The organism is Calidifontibacillus erzurumensis, from assembly GCF_013303125.1.
Classification (GTDB): Bacteria; Bacillota; Bacilli; order Bacillales; family Bacillaceae_J; genus Calidifontibacillus; species Calidifontibacillus erzurumensis.
On sequence record NZ_JABTTE010000001.1, the window covers coordinates 130529 to 145400 of the forward strand.

18 protein-coding genes are annotated in these 14872 nt (G+C 36.7%); 17 read left to right on the forward strand and 1 reads right to left on the reverse strand.

Annotated elements, in window-relative coordinates:
* The first annotated feature begins 137 nt into the window (after positions 1-137).
* The 5 genes from dnaJ (at position 138) to deoC (ending at position 5171) form a co-directional block, all read left to right on the forward strand.
* Complete coding sequence (gene dnaJ, locus HR057_RS00680) at positions 138-1256, forward strand: molecular chaperone DnaJ (protein WP_173729474.1); 1119 nt, start codon at positions 138-140, stop codon at positions 1254-1256.
* Between the two features lie 141 nt (positions 1257-1397).
* Positions 1398-2333 carry a 50S ribosomal protein L11 methyltransferase gene (gene prmA, locus HR057_RS00685; protein WP_173729475.1) on the forward strand — a complete coding sequence of 312 codons (936 nt, stop codon included), beginning with the start codon at positions 1398-1400 and terminating at the stop codon, positions 2331-2333.
* A 35-nt stretch (positions 2334-2368) separates the two neighbouring features.
* The gene (locus HR057_RS00690) at positions 2369-3121 is read left to right on the forward strand and encodes a 16S rRNA (uracil(1498)-N(3))-methyltransferase (protein ID WP_173729476.1); all 753 of its coding nucleotides are present in this window, start codon (positions 2369-2371) and stop codon (positions 3119-3121) included.
* A gap of 5 nt (positions 3122-3126) precedes the next feature.
* The gene (gene mtaB / locus HR057_RS00695; RefSeq protein ID WP_173729477.1) at positions 3127-4482 is read left to right on the forward strand and encodes a tRNA (N(6)-L-threonylcarbamoyladenosine(37)-C(2))-methylthiotransferase MtaB; all 1356 of its coding nucleotides are present in this window, start codon (positions 3127-3129) and stop codon (positions 4480-4482) included.
* 17 nt (positions 4483-4499) lie between these two features.
* The gene (gene deoC / locus HR057_RS00700; protein WP_173729478.1) at positions 4500-5171 is read left to right on the forward strand and encodes a deoxyribose-phosphate aldolase; all 672 of its coding nucleotides are present in this window, start codon (positions 4500-4502) and stop codon (positions 5169-5171) included.
* 56 nt (positions 5172-5227) lie between these two features.
* Here deoC and HR057_RS00705 read toward each other — a convergent pair whose 3' ends face one another.
* Positions 5228-6157 (reverse strand): Na/Pi symporter, encoded by a 930-nt coding sequence (locus HR057_RS00705; protein ID WP_173729479.1) that lies wholly within the window; start codon positions 6155-6157, stop codon positions 5228-5230.
* A 271-nt stretch (positions 6158-6428) separates the two neighbouring features.
* Between HR057_RS00705 and rpsU the strand changes: the two genes are divergently transcribed.
* From rpsU to era, 12 genes are all read left to right on the forward strand, one after another.
* Positions 6429-6602 (forward strand): 30S ribosomal protein S21, encoded by a 174-nt coding sequence (gene rpsU, locus HR057_RS00710; protein WP_173729480.1) that lies wholly within the window; start codon positions 6429-6431, stop codon positions 6600-6602.
* A gap of 14 nt (positions 6603-6616) precedes the next feature.
* Positions 6617-7060 carry a GatB/YqeY domain-containing protein gene (locus HR057_RS00715; RefSeq protein ID WP_173729481.1) on the forward strand — a complete coding sequence of 148 codons (444 nt, stop codon included), beginning with the start codon at positions 6617-6619 and terminating at the stop codon, positions 7058-7060.
* 173 nt (positions 7061-7233) lie between these two features.
* Positions 7234-8574 (forward strand): NfeD family protein, encoded by a 1341-nt coding sequence (locus HR057_RS00720; protein ID WP_407926105.1) that lies wholly within the window; start codon positions 7234-7236, stop codon positions 8572-8574.
* Positions 8574-9566 carry a flotillin-like protein FloA gene (gene floA / locus HR057_RS00725; protein ID WP_196237800.1) on the forward strand — a complete coding sequence of 331 codons (993 nt, stop codon included), beginning with the start codon at positions 8574-8576 and terminating at the stop codon, positions 9564-9566. Before HR057_RS00720 ends, floA begins: the two co-directional genes overlap by 1 nt.
* A 1-nt stretch (position 9567) precedes the next feature.
* Entirely contained in the window at positions 9568-10053 is a 486-nt protein-coding gene (locus HR057_RS00730) for a hypothetical protein (RefSeq protein ID WP_173729483.1), read from the forward strand.
* Positions 10054-10130: 77 nt separating this feature from the next.
* Positions 10131-10421 carry a sporulation protein YqfC gene (yqfC, locus tag HR057_RS00735; RefSeq protein ID WP_173729484.1) on the forward strand — a complete coding sequence of 97 codons (291 nt, stop codon included), beginning with the start codon at positions 10131-10133 and terminating at the stop codon, positions 10419-10421.
* A gap of 18 nt (positions 10422-10439) precedes the next feature.
* Positions 10440-11627: a sporulation protein YqfD gene (gene yqfD / locus HR057_RS00740; protein WP_173729485.1), complete on the forward strand. Its 1188-nt coding sequence runs from the start codon at positions 10440-10442 to the stop codon at positions 11625-11627.
* A 3-nt stretch (positions 11628-11630) separates the two neighbouring features.
* Positions 11631-12596: a PhoH family protein gene (locus HR057_RS00745; protein ID WP_173729486.1), complete on the forward strand. Its 966-nt coding sequence runs from the start codon at positions 11631-11633 to the stop codon at positions 12594-12596.
* 14 nt (positions 12597-12610) lie between these two features.
* Positions 12611-13075, forward strand: coding sequence for an rRNA maturation RNase YbeY (gene ybeY, locus HR057_RS00750; RefSeq protein WP_173729487.1), 465 nt, complete (start codon positions 12611-12613; stop codon positions 13073-13075).
* Positions 13053-13445, forward strand: coding sequence for a diacylglycerol kinase family protein (locus HR057_RS00755; RefSeq protein ID WP_173729488.1), 393 nt, complete (start codon positions 13053-13055; stop codon positions 13443-13445). The genes ybeY and HR057_RS00755 overlap by 23 nt, the downstream gene beginning before the upstream one ends.
* A gap of 58 nt (positions 13446-13503) precedes the next feature.
* On the forward strand, positions 13504-13917 hold the full coding sequence (locus HR057_RS00760; RefSeq protein WP_173729489.1) for a cytidine deaminase: 414 nt from the start codon (positions 13504-13506) through the stop codon (positions 13915-13917).
* Positions 13907-14818, forward strand: a complete 912-nt coding sequence (gene era / locus HR057_RS00765) for a GTPase Era (RefSeq protein WP_173729490.1) — start codon at positions 13907-13909, stop codon at positions 14816-14818. The genes HR057_RS00760 and era overlap by 11 nt, the downstream gene beginning before the upstream one ends.
* Positions 14819-14872 lie beyond the last annotated feature (54 nt).

A 14872-nucleotide genomic window follows, 5' to 3' on the forward strand; every position in this document is an offset into this window, starting at 1 on the left:
GCTTTGACCTTTTCATTTGCAAAAATGTGCATCGATTCCAAACTTATCTATTATTTATTGCATATCCTAGTCTTGAAGTGATATCATAAAATTTATGCAGTTAGAGATTAGTACGGGAAATTCAGGAGTGGATTTATATGAGTAAACGAGACTATTATGAAGTCCTCGGTGTTTCAAAAGATGCCACAAAAGATCAGATCAAAAAAGCTTATCGCCAACTTGCCCGAAAATATCACCCAGATGTAAACAAAGAGCCGGATGCGACAGAAAAATTTAAAGAAATAAAGGAAGCGTATGAAGTTTTAAGCGATGATGCGAAAAGAGCCCAGTATGATCAATTCGGCCATGTTGATCCAAATGCTGGAGGATTTGGCGGTTTTAGCAGTGCTGATTTCGGCGGTTTTGGTGATATATTTGATATGTTCTTTGGCGGGTCTTCGCGGAAAAGGGATCCGAATGCACCTAGACAAGGTGCCGATTTGCAATATACGATGACATTGGAATTTAAAGAGGCTGCATTCGGTAAGGAAGTAGATATAGAGGTGCCAAAAGAAGAAGAATGTGATACGTGCAACGGCAGCGGAGCAAAGCCTGGAACAAAGCCGGAAACTTGTCCACATTGTAAAGGAAGCGGCCAGATTAGCATCGAACAACAGACAGTATTTGGACGTATTGTTAACAGGCGCGTTTGCCATTCTTGTAACGGTACTGGTAAAATGATTAAACAAAAATGCGCAACTTGCGGTGGCACAGGAAAAGTGAAGAAGCGCAAAAAGATCCATGTTAAAATTCCTGCAGGGGTCGACGATGGTCAACAAATGCGGGTGGCTGGCCAAGGTGAACCAGGAATCAATGGTGGGCCTCCAGGAGATCTATATATTGTCTTCCATGTACGTCCACATGAATTTTTTGAAAGAGATGGCGATGATATTTATTGTGAGATGCCGATCACGTTTACACAAGCAGCACTTGGTGATGAAATAGAAGTTCCAACATTGCACGGAAAAGTAAAATTAAAAATTCCTGCAGGAACCCAAACAGGTACGAGATTCCGTTTAAAAGGAAAAGGTGTGCCAAATGTTAGAGGCTATGGTCATGGGGATCAACATATAAAAATTCGCGTTGTCACTCCAACAAATTTAACAAGCCGTCAAAAAGAATTATTGCGGGAATTTGCTGAAATTAGTGGAGAGAATCATCAGACTGAATATGATGATAGTTTTTTTGCGAAAGTTAAGCGCGCCTTCAAAGGATAATGGTAAAGGAAGGGCAAAAGGTAAAAAATGGACAATCGAATGAAAGAAGCCTTGCGGCAGATAGATTGCCGCTGGGCACTTTCGCTTGTTTAGAAAAAGCAGTAAAAAATATAATTCAGAAAAAAGCGAGTGTTGAATACGATGAAATGGTGTGAAATTAGCATTCATACGACCCATGAAGCAGTAGAAGCCATCTCATATATTTGCCATGAAAATGGTGCAAGTGGCGTTGTCATTGAGGATCCAAAAGACCTTTATAGAGTTTGGGATACGGAATACGGAGAGGTATATGAATTAAATCCGGATGATTATCCGAAAGATGGTGTCATTATTAAGGCATATTTGCCCGTAACTAGTTCACTTGTTGAAAATATTGAAGCGATTAAAGAAGCAATAAATAATCTAGTTCAATATGACATTGATCTCGGTCGAAATTCAGTTCAAGTTAATGAAGTAAATGAAGAAGACTGGGCAACAGCTTGGAAAAAATATTACCATCCAGTGAAAGTGTCCGAAAGAATTACAATCGTTCCGACATGGGAAGAATATGAGCCGGAAAGAAAAGATGAAATGATCGTTGAATTAGACCCTGGGATGGCTTTTGGTACAGGCACTCATCCTACAACGGTGATGTGTATTAAAGCTCTTGAAAAAGTAGTCGAAGAAGGGATGCATGTCATTGATGTAGGTACCGGATCGGGAATTCTCAGCATCGTTTGTGCTAAACTAGGAGCGGGAAAAGTCGATGCGTATGATCTTGATGAAGTTGCTGTAAACAGTGCCAAAATGAATATTGAGCTAAACAAAGTATCAAATATCGTTACGGTCAAACAAAACAATTTATTAGAAAACATTATTGGACAAGCTGATGTCATTGTAGCTAATCTCCTTGCAGAAATTATTTTACGCTTTATTGACGATGTTTATTTAAAACTAAAAAAGAATGGTTGGTTTGTTACTTCAGGAATCATTAAAACTAAACAAAAAGAAATTGAAGAAAGACTTGTTAAAGCTGGCTTTACAATCGAGGAAGTTTTACAAATGGAAGATTGGGTTGCCATTATTGCCAAAAAATAAACCAAAATAGATATTTATTAATGGGTGAGTTGTTCGTGCAAAGATATTTTGTGAAAAACAGTCAAATTATCGATAATAAAGTAAAACTAATGGATCAAGATGCCCATCATATTTCGCGGGTTATGCGTATGAAAATTGGAGAATGTCTCATTTGCTGTACAGAAGACGGGAAAGTTGCCAAATGCGAAATCCAAGAAATTACTAATGATTTCGTTGTTGCAGCTATTATAAAATGGTTAGATGAGGATAAAGAACTGCCCGTGTTTGTAACGATAGCTCAGGGCTTGCCAAAAAGCGATAAATTAGAGTTTATTGTCCAAAAAGGAACGGAGATGGGGGCTTCTTGCTTTCTGCCTTTTTTTGCATCGCGCTCGATCGTGAAGTGGGATGAAAAAAAAGGAAGAAAAAAGGTTGAGAGACTTGAAAAAATTGCAAAAGAAGCTGCCGAACAATCACACCGGACGAAAATTCCCATTATTAAAGAACCAGTGGGAATACATGAACTTATTGAAGAAAGCAAGTCGTACACATATAAGGCCGTTCTTTACGAGGAAGACGCAAAGCTTGGTGAAAAAAGCAATCTATCTAGTATTCTTTCGAAACTTGATTCAGGAGATTCTTTAATTGCAGTTATCGGTCCAGAAGGTGGTTTAACTGAACAAGAAGTTTCATTTCTTTGTCAAAACGGATTTATTCGATGCAGTTTAGGCAAACGAATTTTAAGAACAGAAACAGCCCCTTTATATTTTCTAGCTGCTGTTTCCTATCATACTGAATTATTGGGGTGATCAATATGCCATCAGTGGCTTTTCATACATTAGGTTGTAAAGTAAATCATTATGAAACTGAAGCAATTTGGCAACTATTTCAAGAATCTGGGTATGAGCGGGTAGATTTTGAAAAAATTGCAGATGTCTATGTTATTAATACATGTACCGTAACAAATACAGGTGATAAGAAAAGCCGGCAAATCATTCGCCGGGCGATCAGGAAAAATCCAGATGCTGTTATTTGTGTAACAGGCTGCTATGCGCAAACATCTCCGGCCGAAATATTAGAAATCCCAGGGGTAGATATTGTTATTGGAACCCAGGATCGTCATAAACTTCTAGACTATATTAAACAGTATGAAAATGAACGGAAACCAATCAATGCTGTTGGCAATATTATGAAGGCAAAAGTATTTGAAGAGTTGGACGTTCCTTCCTTTACAGACCGTACACGTGCATCATTAAAAATTCAAGAAGGCTGCAACAATTTTTGTACGTTTTGTATCATCCCTTGGGCTCGCGGCTTATTACGTTCAAGAAAACCTGAAGATGTAATTAAACAAGCGCAAGCACTAGTGGACGCAGGCTATAAAGAAATTGTATTAACAGGCATTCATACTGGCGGCTATGGAGAAGACTTAAAAGATTATAATTTTGCAATGCTTCTTCGTGAATTGGATGAAAAAGTCGTTGGATTAAAACGGATTCGCATTTCATCCATCGAAGCAAGCCAAATTACAGATGAAGTGATCGATGTATTAGAACGTTCCAATAAGATTGTTCGCCATTTGCACATTCCACTTCAATCAGGATCTAATTCTGTTTTAAAACGAATGCGCCGTAAGTATACGACCGAATTTTATGTTGAGCGTTTAAATCGGTTAAAAGAAGCACTTCCTGGGCTAGCGGTAACATCAGATGTCATTGTAGGTTTTCCGGGAGAAACAGAAGAAGAATTTATGGAAACTTACAATTTAATTCGTGATAATAAATTTTCTGAACTGCATGTTTTTCCATATTCAAAAAGAACCGGTACACCAGCAGCGCGCATGGAAAACCAAGTCGATGAAGAAGTGAAAAATGAACGTGTCCATCGTTTAATCGCTTTGTCTGATCAGTTGGCGAAAGAATATGCTTCTAATTATGAAGGAGAGGTACTAGAAGTCATTCCGGAAGAACAATTTAAAGAAGATCCATCCAGAAAGAACCTTTATGTAGGCTATACAGATAACTATTTAAAAGTTGTTTTCCCTGGTACGGAAGAGATGATCGGCGAGATTGTAAAAGTAAAGATTACAAAGGCAGGTTATCCTTATAACGAAGGCGAATTTATAAGCATTGCTTCTGACCAAGGAGAAAAAGAAGTGAAAGTTGGCTAACGGAAGGATGGATTAAGATGACCGTTCATCTTGCAAAAATGATTGATCATACAGCCTTGAAACCTGAGACTACGAAAGAGCAAATAGTAAAATTATGTAATGAAGCGAAGGAATATGGGTTTTTTTCTGTTTGCGTGAATCCGATGTGGGTACAGGAAGCAAGCAACTTGTTAAATGGAACAGATGTAAAAGTTTGTACAGTCATAGGCTTTCCTTTAGGGGCTAATACACCTGAGACAAAAGCATTTGAAACGAAAAATGCTATTGATAAAGGTGCTACAGAAGTCGATATGGTTATTAACATTGGAGCTTTAAAAGATAAAAATGATGATCTAGTAGAACAAGATATTCGCGCAGTTGTTGAAGCAGCTCATGGTAAGGCATTGGTCAAAGTGATCATTGAAACATGTCTTTTGACAGAGGAAGAAAAAGTAAGAGCATGTAAACTTGCGGTTAAAGCAGGCGCTGATTTTGTAAAGACGTCTACCGGTTTTTCATCTCTAGGAGCAACAGTGGAAGATGTTAAACTCATGCGAGAAACTGTAGGAGAGCAGGTAGGTGTAAAAGCTTCAGGAGGAATTCGTGATCGCGAATTTGCCCTCCAACTCATTGAAGCAGGGGCGACAAGAATTGGTGCAAGCGCAAGTGTTGCAATCGTAAAAAGTGAAAAAGCTGAAGCAGACTATTAATGATGGTAAAGGCAGTCCCATATAAAGAATGTGGGGCTGCCTTTCATTTTTATAAACTAAGCTTTCTCCCCATGAAGTTTCATAATAAATTGTGCTAATAACCCTGCAAGCGGCAAAGCAATAAAAGATGATAGTACATTAAAAATTACGCTGACATGGGCAAGCTGTACATCTGGCAGTGAAGTGAGAAAAGATGCAACATCACCAAGAGATTTTATAAATGGGAAAAATAATAAAACTCCAAAAATATTTAGCCAAATATGGGCATAAGCGGCCCATTTTGCTTCTTTATTAGCACCAATACTAGCAATAAAAGCTGTTATGCATGTGCCGATATTAGCTCCTAGGACGATTGCAATTCCTGATGTTAAAGTAACTAAATTTTCGTTTAAAAAACCCATGATAATCCCGGTCGTAGCCGTACTAGATTGAATGATCGCCGTTAATAAAGTTCCAAGACCAACTCCGATTAAATTGCTTTCATTTGACAATTTAATTGATGTATGGACAACCGGAATGGAAGAGAGAGGTTTTGCTAAATTTTCAAAACCGTTCATCGCCACAAATAAGCAACCTAGTCCAAATAAAATGGCACCAATATTAAAGGAAATGTGGTTTTTTGTAAATAATAATATCGCACCGATCAATAATAAAGGTAGAATGGCATCAAAAAGGTCAAACGCAATAAATTCGGTTGTTAATGTTGTACCAATATTCGTACCTAGGATTATGCCGATCGATTGTTTAAACGTTAACATTCCAGCTGCAATAAATCCTATTGTTATAACCATTACAGCGGAACTGCTTTGCAAAATGGCTGTAATGAATGTACCGACTACCATCCCTTTGAATGGTGAATCAGTTATTTTTACCAATAATTCTTGAATCCGTTTATGTGATAAATTATAGAGCCCGATTCTCATTACGGTCATTCCGTATAAAAAAATTGCAATAAAAACGGTAAATAAAGTGAAGATTTTGATCATGAATAAGTCACCATCCTAAAAGCGAAATAGACCGTATGATTACTTTCAACAACCATTCTATGGACAAGTAACATCGGACATGACTTAAACTTTTCGACAGAAAAAATTTATATTCTTTTCTTTAAAGAGGAACAATAGAAATGGCGAATATAAGTTGAAAATCAAACATATTTATTATATAATGGCAAAAGACATGTCTTTTTATAAGCTTTATTTTAATAAGTAGAAAGCATGTCTGGTGCTATGGTTTTTCGGAGGGAGGGAAGTATTTATGTCAGTTACTCGCGTTCGTAAAAATGAATCACTAGAAGATGCTCTTCGTCGATTCAAGAGAGCCGTTTCGAAAAATGGTACACTTTCTGAAGCTAGGAAGCGTGAATTTTATGAGAAACCTAGTGTAAGACGTAAGAAAAAATCAGAGGCTGCAAGAAAGCGTAAGTATTAAGAGAGGGTGTTTTTATGAGTCTGCTTGAGCGTCTTACTGACGATATGAAGCAAGCGATGAAAGACAAAGATAAAGAAAAGCTGTCTGTGATCCGCATGGTGAAAGCTGCTCTTCAAAATGAAGTGATTAAGCTTGGCCATGACTTATCTGAAGAAGAAGAGCTTACTGTTTTAAACCGCGAATTAAAACAGCGTAAAGACTCCCTCCTTGAGTTCGAAAATGCTGGCCGCAGCGATTTAGCTGATAAAATTAAACTTGAAATTGAAATATTGATGAACTATATGCCTAAACAGCTGACTGAAGAAGAGCTAGAAGAAATTGTGAAACAAACGATTTCCGAAGTAAATGCTACTTCGAAGGCTGATATGGGCAAAGTGATGGGGGCGATTATGCCGAAAGTGAAAGGGAAAGCTGACGGTTCGTTCGTCAATCGCCTCGTTATGAAGCATTTATCATAAATTTTCAATGACCAAAGGGACTATTCCTAAATGCCTGTCGTCTGAAAAGATGGCAATGAAAGGAATAGTTCCTTTTTTCGTATAAAAAAGGTTTAATCATGAAACTTCTTCCTACATTAAAACGTATAGTTAAATAAAATAGTTTATTAAGAAAGGGGTGTTTTATGAAGCGGATGTTGTCTGTGAAAAAACGAGCAACTGTCATATCTTTTATTGGTTTGTTGTTTCTATTTTTATTACAAACGATGATTGTAAATGCACAAACAGAAAAAATCGTCTATTTTATTCCAGTAGAAAAAACGGTGGAACAAGGACTTGGTGCATTCTTGGACCGCTCAATAGCTGAGGCGGAAAAAGCGAACGCAAGTCAAATCGTCTTAGAAATTAATACACCAGGTGGCGCAGTGGATGCAGCGATGGATATTGCAAACAGTTTAAGGAATACAGATATTCCGACAACCGCATTTATCAATAAAACTGCGTTATCCGCTGGTGCTTATTTGGCCTTAAATGCTGACCAAATCGTAATGGTGCCTCATTCGACAATCGGTTCTGCAGCAATAATCGATTTGGAAGGGAATACTGCAGGGAAAAAAGCGGAATCCGCATGGCTTGCGGAAATGAAAGCTTCTGCAGAACGAAATAACCGAGATCCAATATATGCGATGGCGATGGTCGATGCAGATATTGATTTACCAGAATATGGGGCAAAAAAAGGGGATTTGTTGACACTGACAGCTGAAGATGCATTGAAAGTTGGCTATGCTGAAAAAATCGTCAACACAAGAAGTGAATTGTTAGATTATTTAGGTTTATCAGGGGCAACTATCGTTGAAATGAATGAAAGTTTTGCTGAAAAAGTTGCCCGGTTTATTACCCATCCGGTTGTCATTCCGATTTTGTTATCAATCGGCAGTCTTGGATTAGTGATGGAACTTTATACACCTGGATTTGGCATACCTGGAACGATGGGGTTAATATCATTGTTATTATTTTTCTATGGCCATATGATCGCGGGGTTAGCTGGAATGGAATCAATAATATTAGTCGTGATCGGTTTTATATTACTCGTTTTGGAGTTTTTTGTTCCAGGTGGAATCTTGGGACTTATCGGCGTGCTTGCTATTATAGGAAGTTTATTGTTGGCAGCAAATGATATTAGTCACATGATTTTTTCAATTTTAATCGCACTTGTAGTAACAATAGTTGCATCCGTCATATTATTTAAACGTTTTGGTTATGAAAAAGGCATTTTTCGGAGAATCATTTTATTTGATTCGACAAGTAGCGATAAAGGGTATGTTGCAACAACAACTCGTTCGGAATTAGTTGGCCAAGAAGGAATTAGCGAAACTCCTCTTCGTCCGTCAGGGGTAGCTATTTTTAATGGAGAGCGCATTGATGTTGTGACAGAAGGTGGTTTTATTAACGCTAATAAAAAGGTAAAAATAATAAAAGTGGAAGGTCCGAAAATTGTCGTTCGGGAAATAAAAAATGAACAGGAGGATTCGTAATGATTGCAGAAGGGACTATATTTTTATTGCTCTTAGTTGGACTTATTATTATTGCTTTGTCAATATTGTTTACATTTGTGCCTGTGATGCTCTGGATTTCCGCTTTAGCTGCAGGGGTTAGAATTAGCATTTTTACGTTAATCGGAATGAGGCTCCGTCGTGTTATTCCAAGCCGAGTCATTAATCCATTAATTAAAGCGGTAAAAGCAGGCTTGAATTTGAATACAAATCAGCTTGAAAGTCATTACCTAGCTGGGGGAAACGTTGACAGAGTTGTTAATGCATTAATTGCAGCACACCGTGCTAATATTGAACTTTCATTTGAACGCTGTGCGGCTATTGATCTTGCCGGCCGCGATGTGTTGGAAGCTGTGCAAATGAGCGTAAATCCAAAAGTAATTGAAACTCCTTTTATCTCTGGGGTAGCGATGGATGGTATTGAAGTAAAAGCGAAGGCGCGAATCACTGTTCGAGCAAATATCGACCGCCTCGTCGGTGGTGCGGGAGAAGATACAGTCATCGCCCGTGTTGGTGAAGGTATTGTTTCAACAATCGGTTCACAAACGGATCATAAAAAAGTTTTAGAAAACCCAGACATGATTTCACAGACTGTATTAACAAAAGGACTTGATTCGGGAACTGCTTTTGAAATTTTATCAATTGATATTGCTGATATTGATATTGGTAAAAATATAGGTGCTGTACTCCAAACAGACCAAGCTGAAGCTGATAAAAAAATTGCTCAAGCAAAAGCGGAAGAACGACGCGCAATGGCAGTTGCTAGAGAACAAGAGATGAAAGCGAAAGTAGAAGAAATGAAAGCGAAAGTCGTGGAAGCAGAAGCGCAAGTTCCACTTGCAATGGCAGAAGCGCTTCGTTCCGGAAACATCGGTGTCATGGATTATATGAACATTAAAAATATTATCGCTGATACACAAATGAGAGACTCCATTGGAAAAATTTCAAAAGATCTTGATGAGGATGAAATTTAAGATGGAATGGTTTTTCGAATTTCTGTTTGGAAATCTTGCTTTTTTGATCTTTATTGTTGGAGGAATTATCAGCTTTCTGAAACGATCTGGTGAATCACAAGGTAGAAAAAAACTTTCAGAACATAAAAAGATTAAGCCTTTCATTCCTCAACTTGAAGAGTTGTTCGAAGAAATAAAAAATATCCAACAAAAAGAAATGCGTAAGCCAACTGAATGGCAGGAACCGGAATTTGCGTTAGACATAAGAAATGATAGAGAACAACGAAAAGAAAACTTGTATTTAGAAAAATTACAAGAAATGAAAAAGACAAATGATCAATTGGATGTGCCTAATACAAATTTATATATGAAAAAAACTGGTCAGAAAATAAAAGGCAATCAATCTATTAAGAAAAAACAAGTGATAAATGGAGTCATTTGGAGCGAAATCATCGGTCCACCCCGGGCGAAGAAAAAACATACTTACTCCTATTTTAAAAGAAGCTAAGCGCTATTGCTTAGCTTCTTTTTTGTGCTAAAACATTTTTCTCGTTCATAAACATGAAAGGAAAGGGGGCTCTATGTATGAAAAAATTCAGACAACAATTAAAAAATTGGGTTACACGAAAAATGGAACTGCCAGCAGATGTTATGATGGATCTCCCTAGAATTACGATGATCGGGCAAATTCATATTTACATAGAAAATCATCGTGGCTTGCTGCAATTTTCCGATAAAGAATTGCGATTGCTATTAAAACAAGGGCAGCTGCTTATTAAAGGCGAGCAATTTGTCTTGAAAACGATGCTGCCTGAAGAGATCTTGCTGGAAGGGAAAATATCTCAAGTACTTTATTTGGATGAACCAGGTAAGTAAGGAGGAGATCTTCAGCTTATGAAAAATCAATGGACCAATTTTTTTTCAGGGTATGTAAAAATAAAAGTGACCGGAAAACTAATTGAACCTTTTTTAAATCATTGTGTCAAGGAAAATCTTAGAATTTGGAATTTGAAAAGGATTAATCCGAATAGTGTCACTGGATATTTAATGCTTGAAGATATCCCAAAAATAAGAAAAATCATTCGTAAAAGCGAATGCAAACTTGAATTTATTGGGCGAAGGGGCATACCGTTTTTATTAAAAAAAATGATTTCCAACAGTGGTTTTATTATTGGGTTATTAGCAGCAGTTTTTCTTATTTTGTTCTTATCAAATATCGTTTGGAGCATCGAAATTACCGGTGCAAACCCTAAACTTGAGCATGATATACGAAAAGAATTATCGGCAATAGGCATTAAACGAGGAAAACTACATTTTTCTTTGCCTACAAATGAACAAATTCAAAGCAAGCTAATGGAGCGCATTCCTGAAATTACTTGGGTCGGAGTACAATTAAATGGAACATCCTATCATTTTGAAGTGGTTGAAAAGAAGGTTGTGGAAGAACCGGCACCTTTAAGTCCTAGACATTTAGTTGCAAAGAAAAAAGCGGTTATCTATGATTATTTTGTTGAACAAGGACAACCTGTTGTGAAGATCAACGATTTTGTAAGGCCGGGACAAATTTTAGTATCAGGTATTATTGGAAAAGAAGGAAAAACAGAATTAACTGCTGCAAAAGGAAAAATTTTTGGTGAAATTTGGTACAAGTCTCACATTACAGTCCCGCTTGAAACAGAATTTCACGTTTTTACAGGAAAATATATGGAGAAGTATTACCTAAATATATTTAATTTTTCAATTCCTTTATGGGGATTTAAAAAAGTAGAATTTTCAAATTATAAAATTGAAAACATTGATAAACAAATAAAATTTTTAAAATGGAATTTGCCGATCGTTTATCGTAAACAAATCATCAGGGAAGAGGAAAAACATCTTCGTAAATATGATCAAAAAACAGCTATACAAGTTGCTAAAAAAACGGCCATTGATGCTTTAAAAGCAAAACTTGATGAAGATGCGGTCATAAAAGGTGAAAATGTTTTGCACCAGAAAGTGGACAATGGTAAATTAAAATTGATGATCCATTACCAAGTTATAGAAGACATTGCAATACCACAACCAATTGTTCAAGGAGACTAAAGAATGCAAGATCATTTAAAAACAATGAATATCCAATTGCAGACTTTAAATGAAGCACTATCTTTATTTGGAACGGAAGATCGTAATTTAAAAATGTTGGAAGAAAAGCTTCAGCTTACGATTGTCACAAGAGGAGAGTCCGTTAGCGTCTCAGGAGACCCTGAAACACTCCAAATAGCAGAACAGGTTTTGTTGGCTCTCTTAAAAGTGATCCGGAAAGGAGCCAGCATTTCCGAACGAGATGTCATATATGCAGTTGATTTAGCTAAAAAGGGCATGCTGGATCAATTTGAAGAATTGTATGAACAAGAAATAACAAAAAATGCAAAAGGAAAATCAATCCGAGTTAAAACATTAGGACAAAGAAAATATATTAATGCAATAAAAACGCATGATCTTGTCTTTGGCATTGGACCTGCTGGCACGGGAAAAACATATCTTGCCGTCGTCATGGCAGTAGCAGCTCTGAAAAAAGGGCTCGTGAAACGCATTATATTAACAAGGCCAGCCGTGGAAGCTGGAGAAAGTCTTGGTTTTTTACCTGGCGATTTAAAAGAAAAAGTCGACCCTTATTTACGCCCTTTATATGATGCATTGCATGATGTGTTGGGGGCAGAACAAGTAGCACGTTTAATTGAAAGAGGCACAATTGAAATTGCACCACTAGCATATATGCGAGGGCGAACATTAGATGATTCTTTTGTTATCTTAGATGAAGCACAAAACACGACACGAGAACAAATGAAAATGTTTTTGACTAGATTGGGTTTTGGTTCCAAAATGGTAATTACAGGCGACATTACGCAGGTAGATTTGCCAAATGGGGTCCAGTCTGGATTAAGTGCGGCCCAAAATATTTTGAAAGATATTGCAGGAATTTCATTTATTTATTTGGAACAATCGGATATAGTCCGCCATCCATTAGTTCAAAAAATTATTCATGCATATGAGAACTATGGAAAAAATTGAAGGGGATTAAAATTATGATCATTGATTTTATTGATGAACATCAATTAGTTGATGAAAAACAAAAAGAGGAAATTGAGAAATTATTGCAATTTGCTGCTGAAAAAGAAAATGTCCCAAATGATGCAGAAGTTTCCATCACATTTGTTAATAATGAGGAGATTCAAGAAATTAATAAAATTTACCGCGGCAAAGATCAGCCTACAGATGTAATTTCTTTTGCAATGGAAGAAATGGGTGAAGGGGAAATAGAAATTAAAGGTACGGATTTGCCAAAAATGCTTGGTGACATTATTATTTCCATTCCTAAGGCAATCGAACAAGCAAAAGAATATTCACATAGCTTTATGCGTGAATTAGGTTTTTTAAGTGTTCATGGTTTTCTCCATTTGTTAGGATATGACCATATCGAAGAAGATGATGAAAAAATTATGTTTTCGAAGCAAAAGGAAATATTGGATGAATATGGACTTCATCGCTAAAGAATTGAAGAGATTGTTTAGAAGCTTCGGCTTTGCCATTCAAGGATTTATTCATGCGGTAAAAAAAGAGCGAAATATGCAAATTCATTTGACCGCTGCATGTCTCGTTCTTTTTTTCGCTTATTTTTTTTCGATTTCCCGAATGGAATGGATCATTATTTTGCTATGCATAGGAAGCGTCATTAGTTTGGAATGCATCAATACGGCTATTGAACGAACAATTGACCTTTGTACAGATGAAATTAAACCGCTTGCTAAACAAGCGAAAGATACTGCGGCTGCTGCTGTTTTTGTTTTTGCAATCATTTCTGCTATTATAGGAGTAATCATTTTTTTCGAAAGAGTATTAACTTTTTTGAATTTTTTGTAAAATTCCGCTGAAAATATATAAAAATTAGTGTAAAATAGAATGAAAGGGTTTCAGGTGAATGGATAAAAAGACAGTCATCAATGTACTGATTGACAAAGCAAAAGACGCAAGAAAAAACGCATATGTGCCGTATTCTAAATTTAAAGTAGGAGCGGCCCTAATGACTGATGATGAAAAAATTTACACAGGATGTAATATTGAAAATGCAGCTTACGGATTATGCAATTGTGCAGAAAGAACAGCGCTTTTTAAAGCGTATTCAGAGGGGGAGCAAAAATTTAAAGCGTTAGCAGTTATTGCCGATACGGAGCGCCCTGTGTCACCTTGTGGTGCATGTCGACAAGTAATGGTAGAACTTTGCGATCCAGAAATGCCGGTTTATTTGTCTAATATAAAAGGCGATCTTTTAGAGACAACCGTGCAGGAGTTGTTACCAATAGCATTCTTAGCGAGGGATTTACATGAAAAATGAAGCACACTACAAATCAGGATTTGTTTCTATTATTGGTAGACCGAATGTTGGTAAATCAACGTTCTTAAATAAAGTAATCGGCCAAAAAATCGCAATTATGAGCGACAAACCACAAACGACAAGGAATAAAATCCAAGGGGTATATACGACTGATAGCTGCCAAATTATATTTATTGATACTCCAGGCATCCATAAACCGAAACATAAACTAGGCGATTTCATGATGAAAATTGCTCTAAATACATTAAAAGAAGTAGATTTGATATTGTTTATGGTCAATGCTCAAGAAGGCTTCGGAAAAGGAGAACAATATATTATTGAATCTTTAAAACAAACGAAGCAGCCAGTTTTCCTTGTCATAAATAAAATTGATCAAGTACAACCAGATGATTTATTGAAAATCATTGACGAATATAAAGGATTATACCCATTTAAAGAAATCATCCCGATTTCTGCACTTCAAGGGAACAATATAAACACTCTTCTTGAACAGATTGAAAAATATATGCCAAATGGGCCGCAATATTACCCTTCCGATCAAATTACTGATCATCCAGAACGTTTTATTATTGCTGAATTAATACGAGAAAAAGCCCTCCATTTAACGAGAGAAGAAGTTCCCCATTCCATTGCGGTTGTAATGGATAAATTGGAACGGCGGGAAGATGGTCATACGGTTTATATTGCCGCAACGATCATTGTAGAACGCGATTCCCAAAAAGGGATTATTATCGGTAAGCAAGGAAAAATGCTAAAAGAAATCGGCCGTTTAGCCCGAATGGACATTGAAGCTTTATTAGGGTCTAAAGTTTATCTTGAGTTATGGGTTAAAGTTCAAAAAGATTGGCGCAACAAGTTAAGCCAATTAAGAGATTTTGGCTTCCGGGAAGATGAATATTGATTTTTACAATTTTTCACTAACATGAAATAAAATTGTTAGGTCAAGCTATTAGCA

Bases quoted from the DNA above. Each gene is read 5' to 3' on its own strand.
- dnaJ (WP_173729474.1), top strand. From the start codon at position 138: ATGAGTAAACGAGACTATTATGAAGTCCTCGGTGTTTCAAAAGATGCC.
- prmA (WP_173729475.1), top strand. From the start codon at position 1,398: ATGAAATGGTGTGAAATTAGCATTCATACGACCCATGAAGCAGTAGAA.
- mtaB (WP_173729477.1), top strand. From the start codon at position 3,127: ATGCCATCAGTGGCTTTTCATACATTAGGTTGTAAAGTAAATCATTAT.
- deoC (WP_173729478.1), top strand. From the start codon at position 4,500: ATGACCGTTCATCTTGCAAAAATGATTGATCATACAGCCTTGAAACCT.
- HR057_RS00705 (WP_173729479.1), bottom strand. From the start codon at position 6,157: ATGATCAAAATCTTCACTTTATTTACCGTTTTTATTGCAATTTTTTTA.
- rpsU (WP_173729480.1), top strand. From the start codon at position 6,429: ATGTCAGTTACTCGCGTTCGTAAAAATGAATCACTAGAAGATGCTCTT.
- HR057_RS00715 (WP_173729481.1), top strand. From the start codon at position 6,617: ATGAGTCTGCTTGAGCGTCTTACTGACGATATGAAGCAAGCGATGAAA.
- HR057_RS00720 (WP_407926105.1), top strand. From the start codon at position 7,234: ATGTTGTCTGTGAAAAAACGAGCAACTGTCATATCTTTTATTGGTTTG.
- floA (WP_196237800.1), top strand. From the start codon at position 8,574: ATGATTGCAGAAGGGACTATATTTTTATTGCTCTTAGTTGGACTTATT.
- HR057_RS00730 (WP_173729483.1), top strand. From the start codon at position 9,568: ATGGAATGGTTTTTCGAATTTCTGTTTGGAAATCTTGCTTTTTTGATC.
- yqfC (WP_173729484.1), top strand. From the start codon at position 10,131: ATGAAAAAATTCAGACAACAATTAAAAAATTGGGTTACACGAAAAATG.
- yqfD (WP_173729485.1), top strand. From the start codon at position 10,440: ATGAAAAATCAATGGACCAATTTTTTTTCAGGGTATGTAAAAATAAAA.
- HR057_RS00745 (WP_173729486.1), top strand. From the start codon at position 11,631: ATGCAAGATCATTTAAAAACAATGAATATCCAATTGCAGACTTTAAAT.
- ybeY (WP_173729487.1), top strand. From the start codon at position 12,611: ATGATCATTGATTTTATTGATGAACATCAATTAGTTGATGAAAAACAA.
- HR057_RS00755 (WP_173729488.1), top strand. From the start codon at position 13,053: ATGAATATGGACTTCATCGCTAAAGAATTGAAGAGATTGTTTAGAAGC.
- HR057_RS00760 (WP_173729489.1), top strand. From the start codon at position 13,504: ATGGATAAAAAGACAGTCATCAATGTACTGATTGACAAAGCAAAAGAC.
- era (WP_173729490.1), top strand. From the start codon at position 13,907: ATGAAAAATGAAGCACACTACAAATCAGGATTTGTTTCTATTATTGGT.